Genomic DNA, 13,019 nt, shown 5'->3' with positions numbered 1-13,019 from the left:
ATCAGTGCGCCTCGGCCTCCCTGCCGTGGACGATGAGCGCGTACAGCACCACGACGTCCAGCGCGATCACGGCGAGCGACCACCAGGGATTGACGGCTATCCAGGTCAGCTGTGTGAGGGCGTTCAGCATGACCAGGACGGCGCCCACGACCCTGGCCCACAGCTGTCCGGCCATGATCGCGATACCGGTGGCCAGGACGAGGATGCCGAGGACGAGGTGCACCCAGCCCCACGTGCTGATGTCGAAGAGAAGGAGCCGGGCGGGCGTCGCCACGTAGACCCGGTTCGCGAAGATGGCCGCGAGTCCGGTGATGATGTTGAACAGCCCGGCCAGGATCATCATCATGCCGCCGAACCAGATCCAGCCGACCCAGCCGGTGACCGGTCGTGCGTGGTGATAGGCCATCGAAGAACCCTCCCCTTGAGTTCCGAACCCCTGGCGACGGCCGTGACCGGTGCCGCCGGGGCTCAGGGGCGCGGGCCCGGTGCCGTGACACCGAGCCGGTACGCGTTCCCCTCGCTGCTGAGCGCTCACTGCCCCGGCCATAGGGGAGCAACCGGATAAATGCTGATATATAGGTACGAGTTGTGGCGGCTTTACCTGCCGTCACTTCGAGAGGTAGAGGGTCTTCCAGGTGCCCGCGTACTGGCAGACGAGGGACGGGCGGGGGGCCTTGCCCTCGGAGCAGACCTTCAGCTCGACCTGGTAGACGTCGCGGTAGCTGAACCGGTAGAGCTTGGCGTCGCGGTACGTGCAGTCGCGGACGCTGTGCAGCCGGTGCGGCAGGTTGTTGCCGACGCGGTAGGTGATGCGGAAGACCGCCCACCCGCAGCTGCTCCGGCGGGTCTGGTCGTACAGCTTGCCGGTGATCCGCACGGTGTCGGCGGTGGGCAGGTCGGCGTGGTCCTCACCTGTCGCGGTGAGCGTGCCGAAGGTCTTGGCGGCCTTCCCCGGCGCGTAGTGCGGGCCCCAGGTGGTGGTCGCGGCGTCCGAAGTGGCGTCCGACGTGGCGGTCGCGGTGACGGTCGCGGCCTGGGCGGCGGGGGCGAACGCGAGGGCGGCGGCGGTGGCGAGGGCGAGGCCGGTGAGGATGCGACTGGTGGTCATCGGGGAGTCCCTTTCCCTGGTGGATGACCACATCATGAAATGGCCCGATTTCAGTTGACTTGCTGAGGCGAGGCGCGCACTTTCAAGCTCCTTGCTGACGGATTTCCGTCCCGTCCGGCGCGGGCGCCCGCGTCAAGGCACTGCCCGTATTTCGCCGAACGCGTGTCGCACGGGCCGGTCGCGCGCCGCGCGCGGCACACTGCTCGTCGTCGTGCCAAGACGCACGGGTCGTACGGGGGACGAGGAGAGCGCATGGCGGGTCAGCTGGTTGTGCGGGCGGGGGTCGTGGCGGCGTGCCTGCTGGTGTGCGGATGCGGGTCGGACGAGGTCGTCCCGTCCGCCGCGCCGGAGACCACGGAGGTCGCGTCACCACGGGTGAGCCTGCCCGAGGCGCAGGCCCCACGTCCGGCCGGCACGTCGTCGGCCCCTGCGATGTCCTCCGAGAGCGGTCCGCCCAGGAACCCCGCCCTTCAGCGGCCCCGCGACGGCTCGCGGCTGCAGGCCTGCCGCGACGCCGACTGCGAGGTCGTGGTCACCGACGGGCAGACCGTCAGGCTCGCCCCGGGTTTCGGCATGTCGTCGGTGAAGGTCATGGTGCGCGACGGCGCGGTCAGCTTCGCCTCCCGGGGGGACGGCATGCTGGCGACCTTCGGCGAGCACCGGCCGGGCGGGTCGAACGTCAGCTCGATCAACGGCGTCGAGTTCCGCGTGCTGGCGGTGCGGGACGACCGGGCCGTCATCCGCATCTCGAACTGATCTACTTTGTAAAGGCGGCCGGCCGTGGCGCTGAGGCGCCGCCTTGGCGGCGGCGGAGTGGCCGGGCGTGGCCTTCGCGCGCCGCTCATGTGCCGACGGGGGAAAGACCGGCGCCGGGTCAGTGCGCGGCGCGCAGTTCGCGCAGGGCGTCGGCGAGCGCCGGGCGCACGTCGAGGACCCGGTCGACCCCGCGCTCCCTGAGCGTCTTGCGCAGCGTGAGCCCGGCCGCGTACGCCACCATCCGGCCGCCCCGGTCACGCGCGTGCCGGTCGGCGGCCAGCAGGACGGTGAGCCCGTAGGAGTCGGCGCAGGTGACCCCGCCCAATCCGAGGGCCAACAGCGGCGGGTGGTGCAGCGAGAGCGCCCGGCCCAGCCGCTCCTGCAGGGCCGGGCAGGTGTCCATGTCGAGCGCGCCCGAGACCTCCACCACGACGACGTGCGGCCCTGAGCCCGGGCGTGGACCCCGCTCGCCGGTCATCGGGCCCAGCCGGACGAGCACGGGACACGGCGTCGTTGGTGCACAACCCTCCCAGGTGGAACCGTTCGCCCGATCACCTTGCACCAGGCGACGGAGTTGGGCAAGTCGGCCGCCGCCGTCGCGGCGGCCTCGGGGCGGCGTCTCAACGGCCGAGGAACCCGTTCTCGTCCAGCCATTCGGTGGCCACCGTGCCCGGCTCCTGGCCCTCGACGTCGACGCGGGAGTTCATCTTCTGCATGGTGGCGTCGTCCAGCTTCGCGATCACCGGCTGGAGCACCGTCTCGAGCGCCGGGTACTTCTCGTAGGTCTCCTGCCGGACGGTCACCGCCGCGTTGTAGTTCGGGAAGAACTTCTTGTCGTCCTCCAGCACCGTGAGCCCGAGCGCGGCGATGCGGCCGTCGGTGGTGAACACCTCGCCGAAGTTGCAGGTCTGGCCCTTGTCGGTCTCGGTGTAGACGACGCCGGTGTCGAGCAGGGCGACGCGGTCCTTCGGGATGGTCATCCCGTACGCCTTGGTCAGGCCGGGCAGGCCGTCGTCGCGGGTGGAGAACTCGGTCTCGATGCAGACCGTGGCCTCCTCCGGCTTGGTCCTGCTCAGCTCGGCCACGTCGGACACCGTCTTGACGCCGAGCTCCTGGGCCTTCTCCGAGCGGATGGCGAGAGCGTAGGTGTTGTTCAGCGGAGTCGGGCCGATCCAGTGGATCTTGTTCTTCGCGAGGTCCGCTTCGGCGGTGGACGTGAACTGCTCGGCGGAGTCGTGGATCGGCTCGGTGTTCTTGAGGTGCTCGATCCAGCCGGTGCCGGAGTACTCCCAGTACATGTCGATGGAGCCGGACTCGAGGGCCTTGCGGTTCGGCGCGGTGCCGCCGAGGTCGGTCTTGTCGACCACCTCGGCTCCGTGCGCCTTGAGCAGGTGTACGGCGATCTTGCCGAGCACGATGTTCTCGGTGAAGTCCTTGGAACCGATGACGAACTTGGCGCCGGCCAGTTCGTCGCCCGCGCTGGAGGCCTCGACGGCGTCACCCGAGCCGCACGCGCTCGCGCCCGTCATGGTGAGCGCGACTGCGGCGAGCAGGGTGAGAGTCTGCCGGAGGGGGCGGGAGAACATAGGAAAACCTTTTCTTCAGGGGACGGGGAAACGGGGGGGTCACATGCCGCGCGGCTTGAGGAGGTCCTCCGCCAGGCCGCCGAGCCAGTCGAGGAGGAAGGCGATGCACGCGGTGAGCACGCCGCCGACGACGGTCACGGGCACGCGGTTGAGCTTGAGCCCGTTGATGATCAGCTCGCCGTAGCCGCCCGCCGCGACGAACGCGCCGAGCGTGGCGACGCCGACGGTCAGCACCAGCGCGGTGCGCAGCCCGGCCAGGATGGTGGGGACGGCCAGCTTGAGCTCGACGCGGCGCAGGACCTGACCGCGGGTCATGCCCATGCCGCGGGCCGCCTCGATGAGGGCGGGGTCGACCTGCTGGACGCCGACCATGGTGTTGCGCAGCACCGGCAGCACCGCGTACGCGACGAGGCCGACCAGCGCGGTGCGGAAGCCCACGCCCATGATGAACGTGCACAGCACCAGCAGGCCGATGGAGGGCACGGCCTGGCCGAGGTTGCCGAGGGTGAGGATGACCGTCGCGGCGACCCGGTTGCGCGCCCTGGAGGCCAGCACGCCCAGCGGGATCGCGATCACCACGACGAGGGCCGTCGCGGCGAGCGCCATCTCCAGGTGTTCGACGGTCTTGGCCAGGAGGACGGAGCTGTTGAGGCTGCGCTGCTCGATGGAGTCGAGTTCCAGCGTGCTCACCCAGGCGTACAGGGCGAGCAGGGCGACGCAGACGGCGGCGGGCGTGATCAGATGGCGTGGGCCCAGGGGGAAGCGGTCGAGGGGGCGGACCCGCGTGGCGGTCAGCGTCTCAGCGGTCACCGGTCATGGCCTCCTCCGGGCGGGGGCCCACGACCGCGCACAGCTCGGCGTAGCTGAGCACTCCGGTCGGCGTGCCGCAGCGGTCGGTGCCGTGCGCGAGCATGAGGTCGAGCGCCTCGCGCAGCGTCGTGTCCGCCGAGACCTGCGGCAGGGCGGGGTCGGGGATGGTGTCGGTCACGGGGACGTCGGCGACCCGCATCAGGGCCAGGCGCTTGAGCGTGGCGTCCTGGCCGATGAAGCCGGCGACGTAGTCGTCGGCGGGGGCGTCGAGGATGGCCGCGGGGGTGTCGTACTGGGCGATGTGCGAGCCCTCGCGCAGGACGGCGATGCGGTCGCCCAGCTTGATGGCCTCCTCGAAGTCGTGCGTGACGAAGATGATGGTCTTGTGCAGCTGCCGCTGCAGCCGGACGAACTCGTTCTGCAGGTGCTCGCGGGTGATCGGGTCGGTGGCGCCGAAGGGCTCGTCCATGAGCATCACCGGCGGGTCGGCGGCCAGGGCCCGTGCGACGCCGATCCGCTGCTGCTGACCGCCGGACAGCTGGCGCGGGTAGCGGCCGCGGAACGTGGACGGCTCGAGGCTGACCAGTGCGAGCAGCTCCTCGACCCGGTCGTCGATCTTGGCCTGCGGCCAGCCGAGCAGCTTGGGCACCAGGCCGATGTTCTGCGCGACGGTCAGGTGGGGGAAGAGGCCGACCTGCTGGATGGCGTAGCCGATGTGCCGGCGCAACTCGTCGGGGTCGAGACTGAGGACGTCCTGACCGCCGATGCGGATCTCGCCGGAGGTCGGCTCCACCAGCCGGTTGATCATCTTCATCGTGGTCGTCTTGCCGCAGCCGGACGGGCCGACGAAGACGACCAGCTCGCCGGCCGGGATGTCCATGGTGACGTTGTCGACCGCGGGGGCCGGCTGCCCCGGGTAGTGCTTGGTCAGCGCGCGCAGCTCGATGCGCACGCCTTCGGTGTCACGGTCGAACACGAAGTCCCCTCGGTGTGGTCAGGTGGCGGACGGCGGAGAAGAAGAGGTCGAACAGCACGGCGATGACGACGATGCCGAGCGTCCCGGCGAGCGTGGCGTTCAGGGAGTTGACCGAGCCCAGCCGCGACAGCCCCTCGAAGATCTGGTTGCCGAGGCCGGGCCCGTCGACGAACGCGGCGATGGCGGCGATGCCGATCACCATCTGGGTCGAGACGCGGATGCCCGTGAGGATCAGCGGCCAGGCCAGCGGGAGCTGCACCTTGAGCAGCAGCCGCGCGCGGGTCAGGCCCATTCCGCGCCCGGCCTCCACGGTGGCGGCGTCCAGGCCGCTCAACCCGGTCACGGTGTTGCGGATGATCGGCAGGAGGGCGTACACGGTGAGTGCGAGGAGAGTGGATTTCCAGCCGAGGCCGGTCAGGGGGATCAGCAGGGTGAGGAGGGCGAGTGAGGGGACCGTGAGGATCGCGGCGGCGGCGGCGATCGACATCTCCCGCACTCGGGGCGAGTGGTGACCGATGATTCCGGCGCCGACTCCGATCACGGTGGCCAGGGCGATGGCTATGGCGACGGCCAGGGCGTGCTCGGCGGCGGCCAGCGAGATGGTGTCCCATCGAGAGGTCACGTACTCGCCAAAACTCATGAAAGAACTTCCTTCGCTTACGCTTGCGTTGGCTCGACAACGTAGGGCAAGTGTTGCGCTCAGTGCAAATTTAGATGCGACTATCGCAACAAAACAGTGATGGTTTCGGCATGAACGGACAAGGATGAGTGAGAAGCCGCCGGCGCCCTCGGCCGGCCTGCGCCGGGACATGGAGATCCTGGAAGTTCTCGCAGGTCACGGCGATGATCGGGACGCGGACGGGTTCGGCGTCAGCTGGATCGCCCAGCGGCTGGACAGGGAGAAGAGTCAGGTCTCCCGGGCGCTTCGGGCGCTCGAACTCGAAGGCATGGTGGAACGGGACGCGCTCACGCGGCGTTACCGGCTGGGGTGGCGGCTGTTCGCGCTCGCCGCGCGCACCCAGCACGCCAGGCTCGTCAACGTCGCCGCGCCGTTCCTCAGGGGGCTGGCGCTGGCCTTCGACGAGGACGCCTATCTGTGCGTGCTGCGCGGGACGCACGTGGTGACCCTGGTGTCGGTGCCGTCGTCGCGCGCGTACCACCGGGTCTGGGAAGGCGTCTCGGTCCCGGTGACCATGGCCGCCGCCGGGCGCTCGCTGCTCGTCGACTGGCAGGAGGAGCATGTCCGCCAGCTTCTGGGCGCCGCGCTGCCGTCCGGGCTCGACAGCGCGGTGAGCAGCGCGGAGAAGTGGCTGGCCGACCTCGCTCACGTCCGCTCGGAGGGTTACGTCGTCTCCGACGTCGAGCTCGACGACAGCGTGGCGGGCGTGTCCTCGCCCGTACGCGACCACCGGGGGCTCATCGTGGCGGCGATCAACGTGTCCGTGACACGGGCCGCGGCTCCGGAGCGGCTGCGGGAGATGGGGACGCGGCTGGCCGGGGTGGCCCGTGATATGTCGGCGGCGCTGGGCCTGCGTCCTGGCATGGACCGGGTCGGCGGGGTGGGCCGTCCTGACTAGCGGTCGGGCCACCCGAGCGGGTGGGAGGGCCCGGCCTCGGGCTCGCCGCCCGCGCGGGTGAAGGCCGTCATGGCCGAGACGAGGGCCCGGCGCTCCTCGGGTGGCATGCGGGCGACGACGGCGGCGATCTCCTTTCGGCGCCGCGCCGTCACCTCGTCGACCAGGCCGCGCCCCTCGGCCGTGAGCCGCATCAGGTTCTCGCGCCTGTTGCGCGGGTTGACCTCGCGGACGATGAGCCCGGCGGCGACCAGGCGGTCGGCCATCCGCATGGCGGTGGAGCTGTTGACGCCGAGCAGGTCGGCCATGGTGACCAGCTTCGTCTCTCCGTGCGCTGACAGCACCACCAGCATGCGGAACTGGGGGAGCGTCACCCGGTCCTGCACGGAGGCCAGCGATCGGGCGGCGATGCCCACGAGAAGCCGTGACCCCGTGAGGACCGCCGAGATGACCGCCTCGGGATCGTCGGCGCTCACCTGGCTTGAGGCACGCTCTTGCATGGTCACAGTTGTACACGTTCGTGGCGGTCGGGACGCGCAATCGGCCGCCCGCTTCACCGGAACATTGCATAATGCAATGATGCGCCACGCGGGAGAGTGCCTGCGCCAGGCGTGCCCCCGACGTCGACAGACAAGGCGTGACCAGATGGGCCTTTCGTGGGAGGAGCGCCAGGCGCTCGACGAGATCGAGCAGCACCTGGCGCAGGACGACCCCCGCCTCCATGCGCGGATGTCCGGGGCGCGGCGGCTGCGCGCCGCGTCCTCGTCCCTCCAGGTGTGGTGCATGCTGGCGCTGCTCACCTGCGCCGTCATGATGATGGGGCTGATCCTGCTGGTGACACAGGGGGAGCGGAGCTGCTCCGGCATCCAGGTGAGCGTCTGCGCCGAACGCGCGGGCACCGCCGAGAGGTGACCCCGCGGGCGTTCACGGCAGCAGCTTGATGATCTCGTCGGTCGTGCCGGTCTCACCGAGTCGCGGGAAGATCTTGTCGAAGGCGTGGCGGTGGGAGTCGGCGTCCAGGTCCGTCATGGCGTCCGCGGCGAGCGTGACGTGGTAGCCGTGCTCGTGCGCGGCCCGCGCCGTCGACTCCACGCCGTAGCTGGTGGCGATGCCCGTCAGCACGATCTGGGTGACGCCGCGGCGGCGCAGCTGCAGGTCGAGGTCGGTGCCGTGGAAGGCGCCCCAGTTGCGCTTGGTCACGATGATGTCCTCCGGGTGCCCCGTCAGCTCGTCGGCCAGCCGGTCCTCGCCGTCGAGCGGCCTGCCGGACGGCCGGGGCGCCTCGGTGCGTCCTGGCGCGGCCGGGTCGCCGCTCACCCGGACGAGCACGACCGGCAGCCCCCGGGCGCGGAAGGCGGCGGCCAGCTCCGCGGTGCGGGTCACCACGTCCGCCGTGGAGTAGGGGGCGCAGGGCAGGGCCAGTATGCGGGTCTGCAGGTCGATGGCGACCAGCGCGGTCGTGGGGTCGAGGACGGTGACGGGCATGGCTGTTTCTTCCTTCCGTAGTGCGTTGACAGGCGGGTGTCGGTGAGGTCAGCGTGCGGGGCCGGTGCGGCCCACCCGGCGCAGTGACCTGTCGGCCACGGTGGCGACCAGGAACACCGCGGCCACGCTCACCAGCAGCCAGGCCAGGCCGTGCAGGCCGTCGGTGGTGGCGCCGTCCCGGTAGAAGGCCGCGTTGGCGGCCGAGGCGGCGAGCGCGCCGAGATACATGAACGTGCGCAGCAGCCCGGCCGCGGAGCCCATGCGGGTGGGGTCGGCCTGCGCGTACAGGGCGTTCTGGTTCGCCAGGCCGTTGAGGCCCTGCGGGACGCCGATGACCGCGCCGATCACCACCAGCCACCCGATCGGCGTCTGCGGCCCGACGAGCAGCAGCAGCGCGCAACCGGCGATCTGGACCAGGCTGCCGACCAGGAGCTTGCCGCGCACCTCAGTGTGGCGTCCGGTGGCCGCGGTGACGGCGATCGCCGCCGCCGACATGGGCAGCAGGATGAGCCCGGCCGCCGACGGGCTGAGCGAGCGTCCCTCCTCCAGCCACTGCGAGAAGCCGAACAGGAACGCGTACGAGGTGATGAAGGCCAGGAACTGGCGTCCGTACGTGGCCAGCAGCGGCGGGTTGCCCGCGAGCACGCGCAGGTCGAGGAACGGGGAGGCGATGCGCAGCTCGCGTACGGCGAAGGCCGCGCCGAAGGCGGCGCAGAGCACCAGGAGCCACCAGCGCGACAGCTGGGGCTCCATGAGGAACAGCATGAACGCGGTGAGCGTCGCGGCGAACAGCGCCATGCCGGCGACGTCGATGCGTTCGGAACGCGCGGCCGCGAGGCTCCCGCCCAGCGCGGCCGCCCGCGGCAGGAACAACCAGCCCAGCACGAGGCAGCCCACGGACAGCGGCACGTTGACGGCGAAGATGAGATGCCAGCCGCCCGCGCCGATGAGCAGGCCGCCCAGCGGGGGCCCGAGGACCGACACCACCTGGTTCGAGATCGACAGCGCGGCCAGGACGCCGCCCGGGCTGCGCAGGCCGGTCCGGTCCGACTCGCTGCGCAGCAGGAACATCGACGCCGGATAGGCAGCGGACGTGCCGAACCCGAGCAGGATCCGCGAGACGATCAGCACCCACAGGTGGGGGGCGAGCACGCCGATCAGCCCGGCGACGCCGACCAGCGCCGTCCCGGACAGGTAGAGCAGACGCGGGCCGAAGGAGTCGACGAGCCGCCCGATGACGGGCTGCCCGACGGCGGTGGCCAGGTAGAGGCCGGTGATGAGCCAGGCGACCTCCGACGGGGGAGCGCCGAAGTCCTGGCCGATCGGGATGAGGGCCACCGCGAGCATCGCGGAGTTGATGGGGTTGAGGACCGAGCCCAGGATCATGGGCGCGATCAGCCGCCGGTCGAACCCTCCTCCGGTGGCGGCCGGCCTGCGGCTGGTGCGGAACAGGGCCGAGATCGTCATGCGTGCGTCACGTCGTCCAGCAGGCCCATCACTTCGATGACCGCGCGCAGCTGGTCGTCGGTGCAGTGCTCGCGCAGGGTGCGGGCGAGCCACTGCTCGCGGGCCAGCCGGTCTCCGATGCGCCGTTCGCGGCCCTGCTCGGTAAGGGTGACGAGCTGGCGGCGGCCGTCGGTGGGGTCGGGGTTCCGCTCCACCAGACCGGCCAGCTCCATGGTCATCACGATCTTCGCCATGGACTGGGGGCGTACGCGTTCGGCGACGGCGAGATCGCTGGCCGAGGCCGGGCCCTCCTTGTCGAGCCGGGCCAGCACGGAGGCCTGCGCCGGTGTGAGATCACCCTCGACGGCCAGAGCCTTGACCCGGCGGCGCAACCGACTGAACACCACGAACACATCGCCCGCGGCGTGAGCAGCCAAATCGCAATCTCCCATGTGATCCAGCCTAGAAGTCTTCAGCCTAGACTGAACAGTTCTGACTGCATATTGTGGGGTTTATCACCATTTACAGCCGGTTGAGGCCGTGCGTCCGGTTGAGGGCCGCGCGTCAGGTGGAAGCCGCGCGCCCGGCAAAGCCGGCGTGCTTGGTGGAGGCCGCGGGCTCGGCGGAGGCCGCAGCCTCGGGGGAGGTCGCGCGTCCGGTGGAGGTCACGCGCCTCGCGTGGGTGAGGGCCGCGTGCGTGGCGCGGCCGAGAGCGGTGCCTCCCAGGGCGGCGGCGGTCATCTGGCCCAGGCGGAGCAGGTCGTCCTGGGCGAACGTGAGCGTCCCGAGTGTGTTGACCAGGAAGCCTGTGGTGAGGCACCACGCCGTCACCGCCGTTGCCGAGGCGGCGATGACGTCCCTGGCGACCAGCCCGGACAACGCGACCACGAGCGCCATCAGCCAGCAGCGCATCTGCACGTCGGCGACGACCGGTGCGACGACGGCGCACGCCGCCACCGAGACGGCGAACCCACCCGCGACCCGCACCCCGCCCGGCGCCCGCCCACCGCGCCGTCGCCCCTGCCCACGCTCCCCGCCGCGCCCCTGCTCACCGTGCTCGCCGCACTCACCGTGCTCGCCGCACTCACCGTGCTCGCCGTGCCTGTCGTGCTCGCCGCGAGAGTCGTCGCGGTGCTCTGAGGACATCGTGCTCACCCTTCGCCTCTCCGAGCTGACCTCCCCATGAAAGCGCCTGCGGCCTGCGGAGACAGCGCTCATGACGATGCCCGTACGCATACGTGCCGACCGTCGACGGAACCTTGACGATCACCTGTTCAGTGCCTGGGGCGGACCGGCATCGAGACGACCATGGTGAGCCCGCCGCCCGGCGTCTCGTCCGGGACGAGCGTGCCGCCCATCGCCTCGGTGAGCCCGCGCGACAACGCGAGCCCGAGACCCACGCCGGAGTGGTTGTCGCGATCGCCGAGCCGCTGGAACGGCTGGAAGACCCGGTCGTGCGCCTCGGGCGGGATGCCGGGCCCCCGGTCGATCACCCTGATCTCCACGAGGTCGTCGTGGCGGCTCGCGGTGACCAGCACCTTCTGTCCGGCGGGGGAGTGACGTACGGCGTTGCCCATGAGGTTGACGAGCACGCGCTCGAGCAGGGCGGGGTCGGCGTCGATCTCGGGCAGGCCGGGGGAGAGGTCGATGGCGACGCGGTCGCGGTCCTCGCCCAGGTCGTCCACCGCATGCGGGACGACCTCCTCCAGGGCCACCGGTTCCAGTGCCACGCCCAGCACCCCGGCCTGCAGGCGGCTCATGTCGAGCAGGTTCTCCACGAGCCGGTCGAGCCGGGCCAGCGACTCGCCGGCGGTGGCCAGCAACTCCTCGCGGTCCTCCTTGCTCCACCGCACGTCGCGGCTGCTCAGGCTCTCGACGGCGGCCTTCGCGGCCGACAGGGGCGAGCGCAGGTCATGGCTGACGGCGGCCAGCAGCGCGGTGCGCATCCGGTCGGTCGCGGCCAGCGGTTCGGCGCGGGCCGCCTCCTGACGGAGGCGCTCCTGGCGCAGCGCGACGGCGGCCTCGGCGGCGAACGCCTCCAGCACCTGCCGGTCGCTGGCGTCCAGCAGCCGCCCGGTGGCGGCGAGGACGAGCGTGTCGTCGATCCGCACGTCGCTGTCGGCCCGCCCCGGGCAGATGGACGGCGTGCCGCCCGAGGTCGCGACGATCCGCCACGCCGACGGCTCCGAGGCGTCGTCCTGGGCCGGCGCCCCGCGGCGTTCCAGCAGCGTGACCGACTCCAGCGCGAACGTCTCCCGCAGCCGGGCGAGCAACGAGGGCAGCGCGGCCTCGCCGCGCAGGACGTGCCCCGCGAGCGTGGAGAGCACCTCGGCGTCCGCGCGGGCGCGCACCGCCTCCCTGGTGCGCCGCGCGGCCAGGTCGACGATCGCGCTCACCGCGGCCGCCACCAGGACGAACACCACGAGGGCGAGGACGTTCTCCGGCGCGGCCACCATCCAGTTGTGGAAGGGCTGGGTGAAGAACCAGTTGAGCAGCGCGAACCCGCCCACCGCCGCGGTGAGCGCCGGCCAGGTGCCACCGGCCAGCGCCACCCCGACGGTCAGGCTCAGGAAGAGCAGGATGTCGCTGGACAGTGACAACGTGCCGCGGAACGGCATCAGCGCCGCGGTCAGCAACGGCATCCCGGCGACCGCGAGCACCCACCCGGTCGTCCGGCGGGTGCGAGTGAGAGCGGCCCGCGAGCGCGGCCGGCGGCCCGCGCGTGCCTCGTCGTGCGTCACCATGTGCACGTCGATCGACCCGGACCGCGCGATCGTCTCCACCCCGACACCACGCGAGAGAACCTGCGCGAAACGCCGCCGCCGCGACGCCCCCAGCACCAACTGGGTGGCGTTCACGCCACGGGCGAAGTCGAGCAACGCGCGCGGGATGTCCTCCCCCACGACCTGGTGATACGTGCCCCCCAGACTCTCGATCAGCAGCCGCTGACGCGACAACCCCGCCGGATCGCCCCCCGCCGGCCCATCGGCGCTGGTGACATGAACGGCCAGCAGATCCGCCCCCTTCGTCCGCGCCGCGATCCGAGCCGCCCGGCGCACCAGCGTCTCCCCCTCCGGACCACCCGTCAGCGCCACCACCACCCGCTCGCGCGTCTCCCACGTCCGCGCGATCCCGTGCTCGGCCCGATACCGGTCGAGCTGGTCGTCCACCTTGCCCGCCACCCACAACAACGCCAGCTCACGCAACGCGATCAGATTCCCGGCACGGAAATAGTTCGCCAGCGCCGCGTCCACCTTCTCCGGCGGATACACATTCCC

Annotated in this window: 16 protein-coding genes; 3 read left to right on the top strand and 13 right to left on the bottom strand. The window is 71.3% G+C overall.

What is annotated here, in order from left to right:
- Nucleotide 1: 1 nt before the first annotated feature.
- Nucleotides 2-406: a DUF7144 family membrane protein gene (locus BLR04_RS27270; RefSeq protein WP_090770515.1), complete on the bottom strand. Its 405-nt coding sequence runs from the start codon at nt 404-406 to the stop codon at nt 2-4.
- A 201-nt stretch (nt 407-607) separates the two neighbouring features.
- Entirely contained in the window at nt 608-1,108 is a 501-nt protein-coding gene (locus BLR04_RS27265) for a hypothetical protein (RefSeq protein WP_090770513.1), read from the bottom strand.
- Nucleotides 1,109-1,360: 252 nt separating this feature from the next.
- Between BLR04_RS27265 and BLR04_RS27260 the strand changes: the two genes are divergently transcribed.
- Nucleotides 1,361-1,864, top strand: coding sequence for a hypothetical protein (locus BLR04_RS27260; RefSeq protein WP_090770511.1), 504 nt, complete (start codon nt 1,361-1,363; stop codon nt 1,862-1,864).
- 118 nt (nt 1,865-1,982) lie between these two features.
- Here BLR04_RS27260 and BLR04_RS27255 read toward each other — a convergent pair whose 3' ends face one another.
- From BLR04_RS27255 to BLR04_RS27235, 5 genes are all read right to left on the bottom strand, one after another.
- Nucleotides 1,983-2,363, bottom strand: a complete 381-nt coding sequence (locus tag BLR04_RS27255) for an STAS domain-containing protein (protein ID WP_090770509.1) — start codon at nt 2,361-2,363, stop codon at nt 1,983-1,985.
- A gap of 121 nt (nt 2,364-2,484) precedes the next feature.
- A complete protein-coding gene (locus BLR04_RS27250) occupies nt 2,485-3,450 on the bottom strand; it encodes a glycine betaine ABC transporter substrate-binding protein (protein ID WP_090770506.1) in 966 nt (321 codons plus the stop codon).
- 39 nt (nt 3,451-3,489) lie between these two features.
- Nucleotides 3,490-4,260, bottom strand: coding sequence for an ABC transporter permease (locus BLR04_RS27245; RefSeq protein ID WP_218129193.1), 771 nt, complete (start codon nt 4,258-4,260; stop codon nt 3,490-3,492).
- The gene (locus BLR04_RS27240; protein ID WP_245740580.1) at nt 4,250-5,236 is read right to left on the bottom strand and encodes an ABC transporter ATP-binding protein; all 987 of its coding nucleotides are present in this window, start codon (nt 5,234-5,236) and stop codon (nt 4,250-4,252) included. Before BLR04_RS27240 ends, BLR04_RS27245 begins: the two co-directional genes overlap by 11 nt.
- Nucleotides 5,223-5,876 carry an ABC transporter permease gene (locus BLR04_RS27235; protein WP_090770504.1) on the bottom strand — a complete coding sequence of 218 codons (654 nt, stop codon included), beginning with the start codon at nt 5,874-5,876 and terminating at the stop codon, nt 5,223-5,225. The genes BLR04_RS27240 and BLR04_RS27235 overlap by 14 nt, the downstream gene beginning before the upstream one ends.
- Nucleotides 5,877-6,000: 124 nt before the next feature.
- Between BLR04_RS27235 and BLR04_RS27230 the strand changes: the two genes are divergently transcribed.
- A complete protein-coding gene (locus BLR04_RS27230) occupies nt 6,001-6,813 on the top strand; it encodes an IclR family transcriptional regulator (RefSeq protein ID WP_090770502.1) in 813 nt (270 codons plus the stop codon).
- Here BLR04_RS27230 and BLR04_RS27225 read toward each other — a convergent pair.
- Nucleotides 6,810-7,310: a MarR family winged helix-turn-helix transcriptional regulator gene (locus tag BLR04_RS27225; protein WP_090770714.1), complete on the bottom strand. Its 501-nt coding sequence runs from the start codon at nt 7,308-7,310 to the stop codon at nt 6,810-6,812. The genes BLR04_RS27230 and BLR04_RS27225 overlap by 4 nt on opposite strands.
- Nucleotides 7,311-7,455: 145 nt before the next feature.
- On the opposite strand from BLR04_RS27225, the gene BLR04_RS40920 reads away from it, so the two are divergent.
- Nucleotides 7,456-7,722: a DUF3040 domain-containing protein gene (locus BLR04_RS40920; protein WP_176903306.1), complete on the top strand. Its 267-nt coding sequence runs from the start codon at nt 7,456-7,458 to the stop codon at nt 7,720-7,722.
- A 12-nt stretch (nt 7,723-7,734) separates the two neighbouring features.
- Here the strand turns inward: BLR04_RS40920 and BLR04_RS27215 are convergent, their stop codons facing one another.
- From BLR04_RS27215 to BLR04_RS27195, 5 genes are all read right to left on the bottom strand, one after another.
- Nucleotides 7,735-8,295 (bottom strand): isochorismatase family protein, encoded by a 561-nt coding sequence (locus BLR04_RS27215; RefSeq protein WP_090770500.1) that lies wholly within the window; start codon nt 8,293-8,295, stop codon nt 7,735-7,737.
- A 48-nt stretch (nt 8,296-8,343) separates the two neighbouring features.
- Nucleotides 8,344-9,762, bottom strand: a complete 1,419-nt coding sequence (locus BLR04_RS27210; protein WP_218129192.1) for an MFS transporter — start codon at nt 9,760-9,762, stop codon at nt 8,344-8,346.
- Nucleotides 9,759-10,193 carry a MarR family winged helix-turn-helix transcriptional regulator gene (locus BLR04_RS27205; RefSeq protein WP_090770498.1) on the bottom strand — a complete coding sequence of 145 codons (435 nt, stop codon included), beginning with the start codon at nt 10,191-10,193 and terminating at the stop codon, nt 9,759-9,761. The genes BLR04_RS27210 and BLR04_RS27205 overlap by 4 nt, the downstream gene beginning before the upstream one ends.
- A gap of 112 nt (nt 10,194-10,305) precedes the next feature.
- A complete protein-coding gene (locus BLR04_RS27200) occupies nt 10,306-10,887 on the bottom strand; it encodes a hypothetical protein (RefSeq protein WP_143022228.1) in 582 nt (193 codons plus the stop codon).
- Nucleotides 10,888-11,015: 128 nt separating this feature from the next.
- Nucleotides 11,016-13,019, bottom strand: a 2,004-nt coding sequence (locus BLR04_RS27195; protein WP_143022227.1) for an ATP-binding protein, incomplete at its 5' end; no start/stop codon positions are given.

The organism is Nonomuraea maritima (assembly GCF_900100395.1).
GTDB classification, from domain to species: domain Bacteria; phylum Actinomycetota; class Actinomycetes; order Streptosporangiales; family Streptosporangiaceae; genus Nonomuraea; species Nonomuraea maritima.
This window is presented reverse-complemented; position numbering and strand designations above follow the sequence as displayed.